Consider the following 15,524-nt stretch of genomic DNA (forward strand, 5'->3'; position numbering starts at 1 on the left):
TCTGCCGGGCAGGGCCTACGCGTCGTCGAGGGCCTGACTGAGCCGCGAGAGCAGGGTGCGGCGGGCCACCTCCGGCGTCAGCCCCTGGTCGGTGGCCTCATCCACCCAGTCCTGGGCGGCCTGGATCAGGGCCTCCAGGGCCGGCGCTCCCGAGCGCAGGGCCTGGAATGAGGCCATCAGATCCTGATCGAGGGCCTGGGATGGATCGCCGCAGACGATGTACTGGCGGCCGTCACTGCCCGTGTAGAGCAGGCTGCCCTCGGGCCCGCGCAGGGGAGCCGTGGCCGGGACGGTCAGGGAGGAGTCCGGCCCCAGGGCCGGATCATCATCGGAGCGGGTCATGGCCAGAGGGCAGTGGAGCAGGTCGGAGATGTTTCGCTGTGGGCTCAGAGATCGTGGGCTCAGGGATAGGCATTGGGGACAAAGAACTGCTCGTTCATCGGCGGGCGGTAGTAATCACCAACAGTTTTACGCGGAGGCAGCTCAATCGGAGCTGGGGTCATGTCTTCGTAGGGAATCTTCGAGAGCAGATGGCGGATGCAGTTGAGGCGAGCCCGGCGCTTGTCGTCGGCCTCGACGGTGAACCAGGGCGCTTCCGGAATGTTGGTGTGGGAAAACATCTGGTCCTTGGCCTTCGAGAACTCCACCCAGCGGTCGCGTGACTCCAGATCCATGGGTGAGAGTTTCCAGCGGCGAGCCGGATCATCCAGCCGGGAGCGGAAGCGCACTTCCTGCTCCTCGTCGCTGACGGAGAACCAATACTTGAGCAGAACGATGCCGGAGCGCACCAGCATGCGCTCGAACTGAGGGGCCGACTGCATGAACTCATCCACCTGCTCATCGCTGCAGAAGCCCATCACCCGCTCCACGCCGGCGCGGTTGTACCAACTGCGATCGAACATCACGATTTCTCCGGCGGCCGGGAAGTGCTCCACATAGCGCTGGAAATACCACTGGGTGCGCTGCTGATCCGAGGGCGTGCCCAAGGCCACCACATTGCAGCCACGAGGATTGAGTGGTTCGGTGATGCGCTTGATCGCTCCACCCTTTCCGGCGGCATCACGGCCTTCGAAGAGAATGACCAGGCGGAAGCCCACGTGCTTCACCCAGTACTGCATCTTCACCAGTTCGACCTGGAGTTTCTCCAGCTCTTTCTCGTAGAACTTTTTGCTGAGTTTTTGAACCTTGTCTTCGGGGAGCGCACCCAGCTCGTCTTCATGTTCACCAACGAGAAAGGAGGGGTGATAGCGATCGTGCTGACCATTGGCGGGAAAGCTGGAGTGAGCGCCATCAGAGGAAGACCCCGAGCCGGAATCTCCATGCCTGCCTTTTTTGAGCTTGGTCCCGGTCGAGCCGTGCTTGCCGGCGTGGCCCTTCTTGCCTTCGCCCTTGCCTTTGCCTTTGCCCATCCAGCTCAGCTCCGAACCCCGTCGATAGCTCCTGTCTAGGGGCGTCTTCGGAAATCGGGTCTCCGTCAAGCACAGATTGTTGAGGCCCTGACACGACCATCGATCAGGGAATGACCGCTCAGGCTCACGCAGAACCGTCCTGGAGCCTCCTGGGGCGAGGGGGCCACCAGGGGCTCAGCCCCCAGGCGCAGTTCGCCGCCATGGGTGCGGGCCACCCGCTGGGCGATCGCCAGACCAAGACCGCAGTGGCCGTTGCCGCTGCGCGCCTCGTCAAGCCGCTGGAAAGGCATCAGCGCCTGCGAGCGCTGACCCTCGGCGATGCCCTCCCCCTGGTCCCACACCTGGATCTCGAAGCCATCCTCCTGCCAGGCCCGCAGCACGAGCCGCACCGGCGGCTGGCTGTAGCTGAGGGCATTGTCGATCAGGTTGGCCACGGCACGACCCAGGGCGATCGGCTGAACCGTGGCGGTGACGGGGGCCAGATCCAGCTCCACCGGCTGGCCGTCGTAACGGGCCACCAGCTCCGCCAGCAGCTCCGCCAAAGGCACGCTCACCACATCCTCCCCGCCGCCGCCGCCGGCAAAGAGCAGGAACTGACCGGTGATCCGCTCGAGGTCATCGAGGTCAGCCCCGGCTTTGGCGCTGGCGGAGGCATCCCCCAGCAGCGACAGCCTCAGGCGCAGGCGCGTGAGGGGGGTCTTGAGGTCATGGGCGATGCCGGCGAGCATCGTCGCCCGCTCCTGCTCGCTGTCCTGCAGGCGCTGGAGCATGGCGTTGAAGCGCTGGGCCAGGCGGCGCACCTCGGGGGCGCCCCGCTGGGGCATGGGCTCTGGCTGCGCTTCAAGGCCCACCCGCGCCAGGGCCCGCTCCAGCTGCTGCAGCGGCCGCTGCACCTCCAGAAGCAGGAACAGGGCCCCTGCCATCACGCTGCCGCTCACCAGTGAAAGGGTGACCAGCAACGGGTCGGGCGGCCAGCCGAAGCGCGGGCGGATGGGGGCATAGAGCCAGACCGGCTCCAGGGGTGAAGCCAGCTCGATCCAGACGCCACGGGCCGCACCGTGGTTGGGCACCACCTCGGGGCAGCGGGGCAGCCGGCGGCAGAGCTCCAGCTGCAGCTGATCGGCCTGACGATCCAGGCGCACGTCGTCCCCCTGACCCAGCAGACCCCAGCGGCGGGGCCGTCGCGGTGGCTGGCCCACCCCCAGCTGCAGGCCACTGAGCTGGGAGACGGTGGCCGGCGGAAAGCGCTCCAGAGCCAGCTCCGTGAGCCGCAGATTCAGGGCCACCTGGGGACCCATCTGGGCAATCTGGGCCTGGCCGATCCGGGTGCCCAGCAGCGCCTGGAGCAGCACCAGGCTGAGGGCCCATCCCCCCAGAAAGAACACTCCAAGGCGCAACGACAGGGCAGCGGAGCGAATCGAGGGGGCCATGGATCAGCGGTTGCGGGGCTGGCCGTCGGGAACGAAGACGTAGCCATAGCCCCAGACCGTCTGGAGATAGCGCGGCCGGCTGGGATCGGGCTCCACCAGCCGCCTCACCCGTGACACCTGCACATCCATGCTGCGGGTGTCAGTGTCGCTGGCGGGCCCCCGGGCCAGCTCGATCAGACGCTCCCGCGACAGGGGGCGGTGCGGGTGCTGCACGAAGGCGGCCAGCAGGCTGAATTCGCCGCTGGTGATCGTCACCGGCTGGCTCTCGCGCTCCAGGGTGCGGGCGGAGAGGTCCAGCACGTTGTTGCCGAAGGTCACCAGTTCGCCATCGGCGAGGGGGGTGCCGGCCGGCAGGGTGCCGCGGCGGCGCAGCACCGCTTCGATGCGGGCCATCAGCTCCCGGGGCAGGAACGGCTTGGCCAGGTAGTCGTCGGCGCCCTGTTCCAGGCCGATGATCCGGTCCACGGCTTCGCCGCGGGCGGTGAGCATCACCACGGGCAGATCATCGCTGGCATCACGCAGGCGCCGCAGCAGGGTGAGACCGTCGTCGCCGGGCAGCATCAGGTCGAGCACCACCAGATCAGGGCGCTGAAACTCCAGGCGGGCCATCAGCTGGCGGCCGTCGGTGAGGCAGCGCACCTCATAGCCCTGGTCGGTGAGGTAGGTGCCCAGCAACTGGCGCAGTTCGGGGTCGTCATCGACCACCCAGATGGTGTGGGTTCGGCTCAAGGCGGTGGCCGCAGCTGGCCCGACTGTATGGAGCGGAACCCTCCGCGCCCAGGGGTGAGTGAGCGGCGCGCCTTGCCAAAGATGACTGCGCCGCCCCGCAGACAGGTCCGGTCATGGCTTGCCGCCAGCGGCGGCGGCCCCAGGGGCTGACCAGGCCTGCCTCTGTCCATAAGGTGAGCGCCATGGCGCCATCCTTCAGCTCCAGACCCAGGTTCAACCTCGCTGCCGGCCTGGGCCCGCTGAGACTGTGGGTTGCACTGCTGGTGCTGGTGCTGGGCCAGGCCCTGCCGGGGCGCGCCGAGGACACCCGTTCACTGCAGCTGTACCACCAGAGAATGCAGGTCTGGTTCGAGCGGCTCGACCGCAACCGCGATGGCAGGCTGACGCCCCAGGAAAGCCGGGGTCAGCCCTATCTGGAAACCAATTTTCAGCGGCTGGACCAGCAGGGCCGGGGCTATCTGTTGCCCAGTGACCTCGCCCCCCGTCAGAAGGCCTTGCTGGGGGTAAGGCTGCGCACAGTGTTTGCCCAGTCGGACCGCAACGGCGACGGTCGGCTCAGCCGTCAGGAAGCACGCTCCTTCCCCTGGCTGTACCGGCGGTTCGCACAGATCGACCTCAATCGCGATGGGGCCGTCAGCCTGCAGGAGCTGTGGGAGTCGAGGCGGTCGCTGGCTCCCCGCCCCTGATCGGAGCGCCGCACAAGCTCAGCGGTCGGAACGATCCGGCGGCCGGATCCGCACCACCGACCAGGCCAGCCGTGCCAGAGCCACCGGCAGGGCCAGCGCCCCTCCCAGCCACGGCATCGCCAGGCGCAGCAGGCGGTACACCCCATTGATCAGCAGCAGCATCGCCACGATCGCCAGCCCCAGCAGCAGCAGCACCACCAAGGCCTGCAGCAGGCCCACCGTCAGGCTGATGAGCCCCTGGCCGACCTGGCTCAGACCCTGGATCAAAAAGCTGATCACCTTGCTGATCAGCAGCAGTGAATCCCAGCGGCTGGGGAGCTGCATCAGCAGCAGCAACACGCCGGTCCCAGCCACCCCGTTCAGCAGCGCCATCCCCACCTCCCGCCAGAGGGATCCGCCTCGCCGTTGGCGCGAGAACACCTTGCGGGGCGACTGGCCCTGGCGGCCGGTATCCAGCAGGTGAGGTTTCAAAGCGACGACATCTCAATCGAGCGTGTAGCCCGCGCCGCGCATCCAACGCTCGAATTCCAGCAGCACCAGTTCATTGGGACAGTCCACCAGGCTGAGACCCACCACGGTGCAGTCCCCCTGGCCGCCATGGTGGAGCGAGAGATGAAAGTCCTTGCCGCTGAGGCCACAGACCTCGGGATCACTGCGCACCACCACATCCAGGGAGGCCCCCAGACGATTCACCCGTCGTCGCAGTTCTGACCAGCTGGTCGTCATGGGTTTGTGGTCATGGGGTCGTGGTCATGGCTGTGTCGTCTCCATCGTCAATGGGGAGGGCTCCTAGGGGGGAGGGGTGAGCGGTGAGGTGGGGGTGGCCGCGGGGCTCGCAGCCGGTGTGGCCGTACGCCGCGGTAGGGGCACCATCAGGCCGATGGCGGCGGTGATTGCCAGAGCGGCCAGGCCGGCGGCAGGGGCGGCCAGGCGCTGGCGCTTGGGCACACGCTCAAGGATCTCGCGGCGCAGCAGAGGGCGGTCGGGGGGCAGGGTCAGCCCCAGCTGAACGCGGGAATCAAGCCGGAGCTGATCGAGGCAGCGCACCAGGTCGGCCAGCTCGGCGTCATCGAAGCTGAGCTCCAGGGGCTGGGTGTCGGGCTGGCTGCTGTGCAGACGCAGGCGGTGGGCCGGACGGTTGCGCAGGCCGCCCCTGGAGGAGGTGATCGGCTCCATCTGCACCGGACCGGTGCTCGCTCCCACCGGACGGGGCACCGAGCTCACCAGCTGGCGCGCGTAGGGCAGCACCGTGGCCAGCAGGGCGTGGAGATGGTCGCGCTTGCCCTCCAGGGTGGGATGGCCAGCGAGATCCATCTCCCAGCCCGAGAGGATGCCGATCACCTCGGGGCCGTGGCCGGCGGAGAGGTCAGGCAGTCCATCGATGCGCAGGCGGCAACTGGTCTGCTCGTAGCGATAGCTGAGTTTCATGCTGCGGCATCCATCAAGCTGGCCTTGAGCCGGTCGAAGCCGCCCCGGCCGGAGCCAAAGGCCAGCCCCTGCACCAGCTGACGCTGCAGCCTGGGTCCCTCCTGGGGATCCAACAACTTCTGCACGCCACCACGGCGGGGGTTGAGGCGCTCACGCACCAGTTCGTCCAGGCGGGTGCGGAACAGTTGCCAGCGCTGCTGGGTGGTCGCTTCGGGTTCGGAGGCCGACAGCAGCTGGCGCAGCATCGGGTAGAGGCGCTCAGCCATGGCACAGAGCAGGCTGATCAGGGCATCGGTTTCAGCTTCGCTGAGTTCCCCCCGCCGGCAGGCCAGCCTCAAGGGGTTGTAGCAGCGACGCTTCCACAGCTCCACACGGTTGGGGAAGAGCGAGCCGAAGCCCAGCTGGCTGGCCATCCAGACCATCGCTTCGCCGCCGTTGAGATCGAGCGCCTCGACACTGAGCAGCATCAGGTCGAGGCGCTCCAGCCCCCGGCGCGAGAGGCGAGCGGCAGGACGTGGTGGCAAGGGCTGCTCCACAGCGGCTGCCGCGGTTGGAGCGGTGATCGTGACGTCGGCCATGGCTGCGATGATGCCAGCGCCGACGCCGATCCGTCACCCGATCGCTCTTTTATGGCCCTGAGCAGCGCATCCCCCGAGCCGGGCGAACCCATTGATCTGCGAGGACTGGTCAGGGATGTGCCTGATTTCCCCAAGCCCGGCATCCTCTTCCGCGACCTCACACCGCTGATGCGCGATCCCGGCGGCTGGAAGGAAGTGATGCGCCTGCTGGCGGGGGTTTGTGCGCAGCTGCGCCCGGATCTGATCGTGGGCATCGAATCGAGGGGCTTCATCGTGGGCACGGCCCTGGCCACGACGGTGGAACTCGGCTTTGTGCCGGTGCGCAAACCCGGCAAGCTGCCCGGCCGGGTGCGAGCCGTGGAGTACGCCCTGGAATACGGCCACGACCGGCTCGAGATCCAGCACGACGCCCTCGCGGGTGGCCCGCGGGTGTTGATCATCGACGACCTGCTGGCCACCGGCGGCACCGCCGCAGCCTGTGCCCAGCTGGTGAACGAAGCCGGCGGCGATCTCTGCGGCTATGGATTCGTGGCGGAGCTGGCTGGTCTGGGCGGGCGGGGGCGCCTGCCGGGTGAGCATCCCGTGGAATCGCTGATCATTTACGACTGAGCCCAGGGGGCCTGCCTGGGCTCAGGTCTGCTGGTCCTGCCAGGCCAGCACCTGGTCGAACTGGTCGAGGCTGATCAAGCCGAAGCGCCAGAGGATCACCGGCAGCGGGGCCTGCTCCTGATCGGCCTGGCGGATCCCCAGCGCCAGGGCGCTCTCGCTCAGACCCTGGTCGTGGCGCAGATAGCGCACCAGAGCGGAGGAGGGAATCGGCTGGGGGGAGGTGCTGATCACCATCGGATCACCTGAGAGCTCACTGTGACCAGCGGGAGGGCAGCCGGCAAGGGCCCAGGGTCATGGCCTTGAGGCTGAGGTGCCTCAGGGATCTGGAGCGGGCCATCAGGTCGAGCGCCAGGCGGCGGCAGCTCAGCAGCAGCGGCTGCCGGTTGGAGAAGATCCGCACCAGCAGATCAGTGAACAGCAGGGTGAGCAGCACATCGGCCCAGCGGCGGCGACCGTAGGCGGCAGCCACCGCGGCAGGCGGGAGCTCCCCAGCGGCGGCCCGCAGGGCCTGCCGCTGCAACTCCTCCACATCCCGCCAGCAGAGATTCATCCCCTGGCCGCCCACCGGATGGCAGCGGTGGGCGGCTTCCCCCACCAGGGCCAGCGAGCCGCGGTGGAAGCGGCGGGCGAGCTCGAGGGCCACCGGAAAGGCCCTGGGCCGCTCCAGCAGCGCCTCGGGCTGCAGGCGCTCTGGCAGGGCGGTGGCGAGGGCATCGAGGAAGGCCACAGGATCAAGCGCCTCCAGCCGGCCCAGCCGCTCGGCCGGAGCACTCCAGACCAGCTGGGTCGTGCCGTCGCCCAGGGGCAGCACGGCGAAGGGCCCCTCGCGCCGGAAGAGCTCCCAGGCCTGGTCGGGGGCCGAGCCGCGCAGGCGCACCTGGGCGGTGAGACAGGCCTGTGCGTAGGGCAGGCGCCAGCGCCGGATCCCCGCCGAGCGCCGGGTGGGAGAGGCGCTGCCATCGGCGGCCACCAGCAGGTCGGGCAGCTGGGGGCCCGCTGACCCGGAAGATTCGGCGTTGCCCCCAGGAGACGCCACATCCCCCAGGCTCAGGCTGATGCCGGCATGGGCCTCGAGCTGCTCCAGCAGGCGCTGCATCAGCGGCTGATGCTGGAGGATCCAGCCCACAGCCTCGGCCCCATCGGCGCGGGTCCCGCCGGATCCCACGTCGTCAAGACCGAAACCGATCGCTCGCCCCGCCTCCAGATCGCAGAGCCGCAGCGAGCGAAAGGGCACCGCCACCTCCGACAGCAGCTCCCACAGGCCCAGGCGCTGCAGAAACATCCGACTGGAGTGGCTGAGGGCATAGGCGCGGCGGCGGGCCTGCAGCTGGGAGCCGCTGAGGGGATCGATGAGCTGCACCCGCCAGCCCGCCTGGGCGAGGGCCAGGGCCGTCAGGGCACCGGTGGGGCCGCCACCGAGGACGCGGGCCCGGAGCTGGGGCAGGCGATCAGTGCGCCAAGAAGGAGTGGGGGCCGGCACAGGGGCCAGGGCAAGGGCGCTCATGGGCTCAGTGGCAGGCTCAGTGGCGGCCACAACAAAGCCGCAACAGAAAGTCTGCTGCGGCCAGTGGGTGATTGCGATGCGATGGGTGATCAGCCGGCAGGGCTCAACCGATGCCGAGCAGGCCGCGGGTGAAGGCTTCGCCGCCCATGGCGGCTTCGGTGGCCAGCAGGGCAATGAAGCCGAGCATGGCCATGCGGCCGTTGAGCTTCTCGGCGCGCTCGTGGAAACCCCAGCCGCTCTCGGGGCTCACCACTTCCATGCGGGGCTCGGTGGCGAAGGCATTGAGGCGACCGCCGTCTTCGGTGGTGACGGTGGCGCCGCGGATGGTGGCGCGCTCACTGGCGGTGATGGGGGAGTCGTTGGAGGGAGCGGTGGCGGTGGCTTGAGCCATGGGGGTCTCCGTATCGATGAACACACTGTAACGCATTATTGCGGAACGTAAAGCCCTGTTCTGTGTTTCAGCGCAGCCGCCGCAGGCACAGCTCCTCAAAGGCCGGCCGCAGCAGGTAGGGGTACTCACCCACCCAGGCCTTGAGCTGCGGGATCCAGGCGTCGCTCATGGCATCGATGCGCGAGAAATCAGGGCGCTCGCTCAGCACCAGGCCGCGCACGACCATGCCGCGGCGGATCGTCTTGTGCTTCTTCTCCATCGGGAAGCGCACTGAACCCAGGTAGCCGTCGTCGTCTTCCAGCTCCAGCGACAGCCAGGTGCGCCGGTTCTCCACCAGCTCCAGCCGGCCGCGCTGATCCGCCTGCTCCTTGCGCTGCTCCACCAGCTCCTTGGTGAACAGGTCCCCCACCCGCGCCTCGTAGAGCGCCGCCTTGGGGTAGCGGCGCAGGGTGGCGTTCTTGCGGCCCGCCTCCAGGATTGGGCCCCAGAGCACGTAAAGCAGCAGCACAAAGCCCGCCACCAGCCAGATCGAGCCGAAGCGATAGGAGAACTGGCTCTGGGCGATCAGCAGCGCGATCACCCCGCCGATCACGGAAATCAGCACCCGCTGCAGAATTTTCTGGGGGTTGCCGCTGCAGAAACTGAACTGGGGCCCGCTGGCCACCGCCGGAATCAGCCGCTGCAGTTCACCGGGTTTCAGGGGAATGATCATGGCGTCAGAGCAGGCGCTCCAGCCCATAGACCAGGCCCTGCAGCTGACGCACCCGGCGCACGGTCAGCAGCACGCCGGGCATGTAAGCGGAGCGCTCGATCGTGTCATGGCGCAGGGTGTAGGTCTCGCCGGGGGCACCGAACATCACCTCCTGGTGGGCCACCAGCCCCGGCAAGCGCAGGGAATGCAGCCGCAGGCCACTCTCCCGCTGACCGCCACGGCAGCCCGCCAGCGTCTCGTGCTCCTCTACCTGGGGCGCATTGAAGGTTTTACCCAGCTCCTCGATCAGCTCGGCGGTTTTCAGGCAGGTGCCGCTGGGGGCATCGGCCTTGCGGTTGTGGTGCAGTTCGGTGAGCTCGGCGAAGTCGTAGAAGCGGGCGGCGGCGGCCGCAGCTTGCTGCAGCAGCACCATGCCCACAGAGAAGTTGGGGATCACAGCACCGCCGATGCCGGCCTTCTCGGCGAACACCCCCAGCTCCCCCAGTTGCCTGGGGCTCAGTCCCGTGGTGCCGATCACCGGATGCACGCCATAGGCAATGGCGGCGCGGGTGTGCTCATGGACCACCGAGGGGTGGGTGAAATCCACCAGCACCGCGCCGGCCCCGGGGCCATCGCCCCGCACCGCCTGGCTGGCCTGGCAGAGACAGCCCTCGAAATCAGCGGTGATCGCCACCTCCAGTTCCCCCAGGCCCAGCTCCAGGCCCACGTCGGCCCCCTCCTTGTCGGGGGTGGTATCGATGGCGCCGAGCAGGTGGCAATCCGCCGCCGCCAGCACCGCCTGGACCACTTCGGCCCCCATGCGACCGAGGGCGCCGGCCACCACCACCGGGATCGAGGCAGGGGACGCGTCGCTGGGGGTCATGGGCCGGGCATGGCTGTTGCGTGGGGGGAGCCTATGGCCTCGATTCCAGCGCCGGCGGCGCTCCTGTAACGCCTTGGGGCGCAAAGTCGCGCGGCCGAAGGAGCTTTCGTAAGCTCCTTCACATTGCTCAACCCCAGCGCCGATGTTCACGCAGGTCCGCTCCGCCAACCGCCGGGTCAGCCCCGGCAACGGCGAGGCCCCAGCCGGCAGTGAAGGGCGGGCGGTGATGCGGGCGGTGTATGTGGTGCTCGAGCCCCAGTACCAGAACGCCCTCACCCAGGCGGCCACCAGCCTCAATGCCACCAACCCGGCCCTGGCGGTGGATCTGAGCGGCTACCTGATCGAGGAGTTGCGCGATCCGGAGAACTACGCCGCCTTCTGCGCCGATGTGGCCGAAGCCGATGTGTTCATCGCCTCGCTGATCTTCATCGAAGATTTGGCCCAGAAGGTGGTGGAGGCGGTGGCGCCCCACCGCGATCGGCTCAAGGCGGCGGTTGTCTTCCCCTCGATGCCGGAGGTGATGCGCCTCAACAAGCTCGGCACCTTCTCGATGGCCCAGCTGGGCCAGAGCAAGAGCGCCATCGCCAGCTTCATGAAGAAGCGCAAGGAGGCCAATGGCGCCGGCTTCCAGGACGCGATGTTGAAACTGCTCAACACCCTGCCCACGGTTCTCAAGTATCTGCCGGTGGAGAAGGCGCAGGACGCCCGCTCCTTCATGCTCAGCTTCCAGTACTGGCTGGGGGGAACGCCGGACAACCTGCGCAACCTGCTGTTGATGCTGGCCGATAAATATGTGTTCCCCCGGGGTGACAGCGACAGGCCCGCCCTGGAGGTGGCGGAGCCGGTGGTGTTCCCGGATCTGGGCCTCTGGCATCCCCTGGCGCCGGGGATGTTCGAAGACCTCAAGGAATACCTCAACTGGAACGCCAGCCGCGCCGACCTGAGCGAGAAGGCCAGGGGTGGTCCGGTGATCGGCCTGGTGCTGCAGCGCAGCCACATCGTCACCGGTGATGAGGCCCATTACGTGGCCGTGATCCAGGAGCTGGAATACCGCGGCGCCACGGTGATTCCGGTGTTCTGCGGCGGGCTCGATTTCTCCAAGCCCGTCAAGGCCTTCTTCTACGACCCGCTCGATCCCGACCAGCCCATCGTGGACGGGGTGGTGAGCCTCACCGGCTTTGCCCTGATCGGCGGCCCGGCCCGCCAGGACCACCCCCGCGCCATCGAGGCGCTCTCGAAGCTGAACCGCCCCTACATGGTGGCCCTGCCGCTGGTGTTCCAGACCACCCAGGAGTGGGAGGAGAGCGATCTGGGTCTGCACCCGGTGCAGGTGGCCCTGCAGATCGCCATCCCCGAACTCGATGGCGCCATCGAGCCGATCGTGCTGTCGGGGCGCGATGACGCCACCGGCAAGGCCCACACCCTGCAGGACCGGGTGGAGGCCATCGCCGAGCGGGTGATCCGCTGGGCCTCCCTGCGCACCAAGCCCCGCCTCGACAAGAAGCTGGCGATCACGGTGTTCAGCTTCCCGCCCGACAAGGGCAACGTGGGCACCGCCGCCTACCTCGATGTCTTCGGCTCCATCCACCGGGTGCTCGAGGAGATGAAGCGCAAGGGCTACGACGTGCAGAATCTGCCGCGGGATTCCAAAGCGCTGATGGAGGCGGTGATCAACGATCCCGAGGCCCTGCAGGGGGCACCGGAGCTGGCGATCGCCCACCGCATGAGCGTGGAGGAGTATGAGCGGCTCACCCCCTATTCCGAGCGGCTCGAAGAGAACTGGGGCAAGCCCCCCGGCAACCTCAACAGCGACGGCACCAACCTGCTGATCTACGGCCGCCACTTCGGCAACGTTTTTGTGGGCGTGCAGCCCACCTTCGGCTACGAGGGCGATCCGATGCGGCTGCTCTATTCGCGCAGCGCCAGCCCCCACCACGGCTTCGCCGCCTATTACACCTACCTCGAGAAGGTCTGGGGCGCTGACGCGGTACTGCATTTCGGCACCCACGGCTCGCTGGAATTCATGCCCGGCAAACAGATGGGCATGAGCGAAACCTGCTACCCGGATTCGCTGATCGGCGCCCTGCCGAATCTCTATTACTACGCCGCCAACAACCCTTCGGAGGCCACGATCGCCAAGCGGCGGGGCTACGCCGCCACGATCAGCTACCTCACCCCGCCGGCCGAGAATGCCGGCCTCTACCGGGGCCTGAAGGAACTGGGCGAGCTGGTGGGCTCCTACCAGCAGCTGCGTGAGAGCAGCCGCGGCGTCCAGATCGTCAACGCGATCGTGGAAACGGCCCGCCAGTGCAACCTCGACAAGGACGTGGTCCTGCCGGAGGTGGATGCCAGCGAGCTCGACCTCGACGGCCGCGACGGCGTGGTGGGGGCGCTCTACAGCCAGTTGATGGAGATCGAGAGCCGGCTGCTGCCCTGCGGCCTGCACACGATCGGCAAGCCGCCCACCGCCGAGGAGGCGATCGCCACCCTGGTGAGCATCGCCGCCCTGGAGCGCCAGGAGGAGGGCTACCGCAGCCTGCCGGCCCTGCTGGCTGAGAGCATCGGCCGCAGCATCGATGCGGTGTACCGCGGCAACGACGCCGGCGTGCTGGCGGATGTGGAGCTCAACCAACGGATCACCGAGGCCTGCCGCGCCGCGGTGGCGTCGATGGTGCGGGCGGTGACCGGCAGCGATGGCCGGGTGGATCTCAAGGGCCGCTTCGGCTGGTTCTTCGCGCTGCTGGAGCGCTTCGGCTACGAGCGCCCCAGCCCCTGGCTGAGCTCCTGCCGCGGCTCCGGCTTTGCCGCCGTGGATGGGGCCGAGCTCGACAAGTTGTTCGGCTACCTGCGCTTCTGCCTGGAGCAGATCTGCGCCGACATGGAGATGGAGAGCCTGCTGCGGGCCCTCGATGGCGAATACGTGATCCCCGGCCCCGGCGGTGATCCGATCCGCAACCCCGGCGTGCTGCCCAGCGGCAAGAACATCCACGCCCTCGATCCCCAGGCGATTCCCACCCGCGCCGCCATTGCGGCAGCCAAGGTGGTGGTCGACCGGCTGATCGAGCGCCAGAAGGCCGAGCAGGGCACCTGGCCGGAAACGATCGCCTGCGTGCTCTGGGGCACCGACAACATCAAGACCTACGGCGAATCCCTGGCCCAGATCCTCTGGTTCATCGGCGTGCGACCAGTGGCGGATTCCCTCGGCCGCGTCAACAAGCTGGAGCTGCTCTCACTCGAAGAGCTGGGCCGCCCCCGCATCGATGTGGTGGTGAACTGCAGCGGCGTGTTCCGCGATCTGTTCATCAACCAGATGGGCCTGATCGATCAGGGGGTGAAGATGGCCGCCGAGGCCGATGAGCCCCTGGAGCTGAACTTCGTGCGCAAGCACTCCCAGGAGCAGGCCACAGCCCAGGGCATCAGCCTGCGGCAGGCGGCCACCCGGGTGTTCTCCAATGCCAGCGGCAGCTACTCCTCGAATGTGAACCTGGCGGTGGAGAACAGCACCTGGGAGGAGGAGGGAGAACTGCAGGAGATGTATCTCTCCCGCAAAACCTTCGCCTTCAACGCCGACAACCCCGGTGAGATGAACCAGAACCGCGAGGTGTTCGAATCGGCGATGAAAACCGCCGATGTCACCTTCCAGAACCTGGATTCCGCTGAGATCTCGCTCACCGATGTAAGCCACTACTTCGACTCCGACCCCACCAAGCTGATCGCCGGCCTGCGTGACGACGGCAAGGCACCCACCAGCTACATCGCCGACACCACCACCGCCAACGCCCAGGTGCGTAGCCTGAGCGAAACGATCAGGCTCGACTCGCGCACCAAGCTGCTCAACCCCAAGTGGTATGAGGGCATGCTCAATTCCGGCTACGAGGGCGTGCGGGAGGTGGCCAAACGGCTCAACTTCACCCTGGGCTGGAGCGCCACCAGCGGCGCGGTTGATAACTTCGTGTACGAGGAGGCCAACGACACCTTCATCAACGATGAGGAGATGCGCAAGCGGCTGATGGAGCTCAACCCCCACAGCTTCCGCCGCATCGTCGGCACCCTGCTGGAAGTGAACGGCCGCGGCTACTGGGAGACCAGCGAGGAGAACATCGCCCAGCTGCAGGAGATCTACCAGGAGATCGAAGACCGGATCGAGGGCGTCACGGCTCCTTGAGGGGCACCATCCAGTCGATCATCGGCCCCGCCGGCACCACGCCGGAGGGGTTGATGCTGGGGTGGCTCTGGTAGTAGTGCCCCTTGATGTGCTGCATGTTCACGGTGTCGGCCACCCCCTGGACGCCGTAGAGCTCCCGCACATAGCGGCTGAGGTTGGGGTAATCGGCGATGCGGCGCAGATTGCACTTGAAGTGGCCCACATAGACCGGATCAAAACGCACCAGGGTGGTGAACAGCCGCCAGTCGGCTTCGGTGAGCCGGCTGCCCAGCAGGTAAGGCTGATCCGCCAGCCGCAGCTCCAGCTCATCAAGGCTGGCGAACAGCGGTTGGATGGCCTCGTCGTAGGCCTCCTGGCTGGTGGCGAAACCGCAGCGGTAGACGCCATTGTTCACCGTGTCGTAGATGCGCTGGTTGATCCGATCAATCTCCTCCCAGAGGGCTTCGGGGTAGTAGTCGCCGGGGGCGACGTCAAGGCCATCAAAGGCACTGTTGAACATGCGGATGATCTCCGAGGATTCGTTGTTCACGATCTGCCCCGTCGCTCTGTCCCACAGCAGCGGCACCGTCACCCGGCCGCTGTAGTGCGGATCGGTGGCCGTATAGATCTCATGCAGCACCTGAGCGTGGTGAATCGGGTCGGCGATCACGCCATCACCCGGCTGGAAGGTCCAGCCCTGCTCGCCCATGTACCAGTGCACCACGGAGAGCGACACCATCCGATCCAGCCCCTTGATGCTGCGGAAGATGGCGGTGCGGTGAGCCCAGGGGCAGGCGTGAGAGATGTAGAGGTGATAGCGATCCGCTTCAGCGGCAAATCCACCGTCGCCGCTGGGGCCGGGCCGGCCATCCGGTGTGATCCAGTGGCGGAACTGTGAGCTGGAGCGGATGAAGCGGCCGCCGTTGCTGCTGGTGTCGTACCACTGGTCGTGCCAGACCCCATCAATCAGCAATCCCACGCCTGCACTCCAACGGCGCCCACCGTACCCAGCGAGGGCCGGTAGGGTCAGTCCCTAAAGCCT

17 protein-coding genes are annotated in these 15,524 nt (G+C 67.5%); 3 read left to right on the forward strand and 14 right to left on the reverse strand.

Annotated elements, in window-relative coordinates:
- Positions 1-15 precede the first annotated feature (15 nt).
- From KQ304_RS10845 to KQ304_RS10860, 4 genes are all read right to left on the reverse strand, one after another.
- The gene (locus KQ304_RS10845) at positions 16-342 is read right to left on the reverse strand and encodes a hypothetical protein (protein WP_259737098.1); all 327 of its coding nucleotides are present in this window, start codon (positions 340-342) and stop codon (positions 16-18) included.
- A 59-nt stretch (positions 343-401) separates the two neighbouring features.
- Positions 402-1,409 carry a polyphosphate kinase 2 gene (gene ppk2 / locus KQ304_RS10850; protein WP_259737099.1) on the reverse strand — a complete coding sequence of 336 codons (1,008 nt, stop codon included), beginning with the start codon at positions 1,407-1,409 and terminating at the stop codon, positions 402-404.
- A gap of 65 nt (positions 1,410-1,474) precedes the next feature.
- A complete protein-coding gene (locus KQ304_RS10855; protein ID WP_259737100.1) occupies positions 1,475-2,839 on the reverse strand; it encodes an ATP-binding protein in 1,365 nt (454 codons plus the stop codon).
- Between the two features lie 3 nt (positions 2,840-2,842).
- Entirely contained in the window at positions 2,843-3,568 is a 726-nt protein-coding gene (locus KQ304_RS10860; protein ID WP_259737101.1) for a response regulator, read from the reverse strand.
- A gap of 182 nt (positions 3,569-3,750) precedes the next feature.
- Here KQ304_RS10860 and KQ304_RS10865 point away from each other — a divergent pair, with 182 nt between their 5' ends.
- Positions 3,751-4,254 carry an EF-hand domain-containing protein gene (locus KQ304_RS10865; RefSeq protein WP_259737102.1) on the forward strand — a complete coding sequence of 168 codons (504 nt, stop codon included), beginning with the start codon at positions 3,751-3,753 and terminating at the stop codon, positions 4,252-4,254.
- An 18-nt stretch (positions 4,255-4,272) separates the two neighbouring features.
- On the opposite strand, the gene KQ304_RS10870 is transcribed toward KQ304_RS10865, so the two are convergent.
- From KQ304_RS10870 to KQ304_RS10885, 4 genes are all read right to left on the reverse strand, one after another.
- A complete protein-coding gene (locus KQ304_RS10870; protein ID WP_259737103.1) occupies positions 4,273-4,725 on the reverse strand; it encodes a hypothetical protein in 453 nt (150 codons plus the stop codon).
- Positions 4,726-4,737: 12 nt separating this feature from the next.
- On the reverse strand, positions 4,738-4,980 hold the full coding sequence (locus tag KQ304_RS10875; RefSeq protein ID WP_259737104.1) for a hypothetical protein: 243 nt from the start codon (positions 4,978-4,980) through the stop codon (positions 4,738-4,740).
- 63 nt (positions 4,981-5,043) lie between these two features.
- A complete protein-coding gene (locus KQ304_RS10880; protein ID WP_259737105.1) occupies positions 5,044-5,682 on the reverse strand; it encodes a DUF4335 domain-containing protein in 639 nt (212 codons plus the stop codon).
- On the reverse strand, positions 5,679-6,260 hold the full coding sequence (locus KQ304_RS10885) for a DUF3038 domain-containing protein (protein WP_259737106.1): 582 nt from the start codon (positions 6,258-6,260) through the stop codon (positions 5,679-5,681). Before KQ304_RS10885 ends, KQ304_RS10880 begins: the two co-directional genes overlap by 4 nt.
- Positions 6,261-6,311: 51 nt before the next feature.
- Here KQ304_RS10885 and KQ304_RS10890 point away from each other — a divergent pair, with 51 nt between their 5' ends.
- A complete protein-coding gene (locus KQ304_RS10890; protein WP_259737107.1) occupies positions 6,312-6,869 on the forward strand; it encodes an adenine phosphoribosyltransferase in 558 nt (185 codons plus the stop codon).
- A gap of 21 nt (positions 6,870-6,890) precedes the next feature.
- Here KQ304_RS10890 and KQ304_RS10895 read toward each other — a convergent pair whose 3' ends face one another.
- The 5 genes from KQ304_RS10895 to dapB all read right to left on the reverse strand — a co-directional run bounded on the left by KQ304_RS10895 (position 6,891) and on the right by dapB (position 10,338).
- Entirely contained in the window at positions 6,891-7,103 is a 213-nt protein-coding gene (locus KQ304_RS10895) for a DUF2949 domain-containing protein (RefSeq protein WP_259737108.1), read from the reverse strand.
- 16 nt (positions 7,104-7,119) lie between these two features.
- Positions 7,120-8,373: an FAD-dependent monooxygenase gene (locus KQ304_RS10900; RefSeq protein ID WP_259737109.1), complete on the reverse strand. Its 1,254-nt coding sequence runs from the start codon at positions 8,371-8,373 to the stop codon at positions 7,120-7,122.
- A gap of 103 nt (positions 8,374-8,476) precedes the next feature.
- Complete coding sequence (locus KQ304_RS10905) at positions 8,477-8,764, reverse strand: high light inducible protein (RefSeq protein ID WP_259737110.1); 288 nt, start codon at positions 8,762-8,764, stop codon at positions 8,477-8,479.
- 67 nt (positions 8,765-8,831) lie between these two features.
- The gene (locus tag KQ304_RS10910) at positions 8,832-9,476 is read right to left on the reverse strand and encodes a hypothetical protein (protein WP_259737111.1); all 645 of its coding nucleotides are present in this window, start codon (positions 9,474-9,476) and stop codon (positions 8,832-8,834) included.
- 4 nt (positions 9,477-9,480) lie between these two features.
- Positions 9,481-10,338: a 4-hydroxy-tetrahydrodipicolinate reductase gene (gene dapB / locus KQ304_RS10915; protein WP_259737112.1), complete on the reverse strand. Its 858-nt coding sequence runs from the start codon at positions 10,336-10,338 to the stop codon at positions 9,481-9,483.
- Positions 10,339-10,480: 142 nt separating this feature from the next.
- Between dapB and KQ304_RS10920 the strand changes: the two genes are divergently transcribed.
- Complete coding sequence (locus tag KQ304_RS10920) at positions 10,481-14,503, forward strand: magnesium chelatase subunit H (protein ID WP_259737113.1); 4,023 nt, start codon at positions 10,481-10,483, stop codon at positions 14,501-14,503.
- Here the strand turns inward: KQ304_RS10920 and KQ304_RS10925 are convergent.
- A complete protein-coding gene (locus KQ304_RS10925) occupies positions 14,490-15,461 on the reverse strand; it encodes a glutathione S-transferase family protein (RefSeq protein WP_259737114.1) in 972 nt (323 codons plus the stop codon). The genes KQ304_RS10920 and KQ304_RS10925 overlap by 14 nt on opposite strands.
- Positions 15,462-15,524 lie beyond the last annotated feature (63 nt).

Origin of the sequence: Synechococcus sp. CS-1329 (genome assembly GCF_025128055.1) — a bacterium.
In the GTDB taxonomy this organism is placed as follows: domain Bacteria; phylum Cyanobacteriota; class Cyanobacteriia; order PCC-6307; family Cyanobiaceae; genus Regnicoccus_A.

Excerpts from the sequence above, each read along its gene's own strand:
- KQ304_RS10845 (WP_259737098.1), bottom strand. The coding sequence starts at position 342 with ATGACCCGCTCCGATGATGATCCGGCCCTGGGGCCGGACTCCTCCCTG.
- ppk2 (WP_259737099.1), bottom strand. The coding sequence starts at position 1,409 with ATGGGCAAAGGCAAAGGCAAGGGCGAAGGCAAGAAGGGCCACGCCGGC.
- KQ304_RS10855 (WP_259737100.1), bottom strand. The coding sequence starts at position 2,839 with ATGGCCCCCTCGATTCGCTCCGCTGCCCTGTCGTTGCGCCTTGGAGTG.
- KQ304_RS10865 (WP_259737102.1), top strand. The coding sequence starts at position 3,751 with ATGGCGCCATCCTTCAGCTCCAGACCCAGGTTCAACCTCGCTGCCGGC.
- KQ304_RS10875 (WP_259737104.1), bottom strand. The coding sequence starts at position 4,980 with ATGACGACCAGCTGGTCAGAACTGCGACGACGGGTGAATCGTCTGGGG.
- KQ304_RS10880 (WP_259737105.1), bottom strand. The coding sequence starts at position 5,682 with ATGAAACTCAGCTATCGCTACGAGCAGACCAGTTGCCGCCTGCGCATC.
- KQ304_RS10885 (WP_259737106.1), bottom strand. The coding sequence starts at position 6,260 with ATGGCCGACGTCACGATCACCGCTCCAACCGCGGCAGCCGCTGTGGAG.
- KQ304_RS10890 (WP_259737107.1), top strand. The coding sequence starts at position 6,312 with ATGGCCCTGAGCAGCGCATCCCCCGAGCCGGGCGAACCCATTGATCTG.
- KQ304_RS10895 (WP_259737108.1), bottom strand. The coding sequence starts at position 7,103 with ATGGTGATCAGCACCTCCCCCCAGCCGATTCCCTCCTCCGCTCTGGTG.
- KQ304_RS10900 (WP_259737109.1), bottom strand. The coding sequence starts at position 8,373 with ATGAGCGCCCTTGCCCTGGCCCCTGTGCCGGCCCCCACTCCTTCTTGG.
- KQ304_RS10905 (WP_259737110.1), bottom strand. The coding sequence starts at position 8,764 with ATGGCTCAAGCCACCGCCACCGCTCCCTCCAACGACTCCCCCATCACC.
- KQ304_RS10910 (WP_259737111.1), bottom strand. The coding sequence starts at position 9,476 with ATGATCATTCCCCTGAAACCCGGTGAACTGCAGCGGCTGATTCCGGCG.
- dapB (WP_259737112.1), bottom strand. The coding sequence starts at position 10,338 with ATGACCCCCAGCGACGCGTCCCCTGCCTCGATCCCGGTGGTGGTGGCC.
- KQ304_RS10920 (WP_259737113.1), top strand. The coding sequence starts at position 10,481 with ATGTTCACGCAGGTCCGCTCCGCCAACCGCCGGGTCAGCCCCGGCAAC.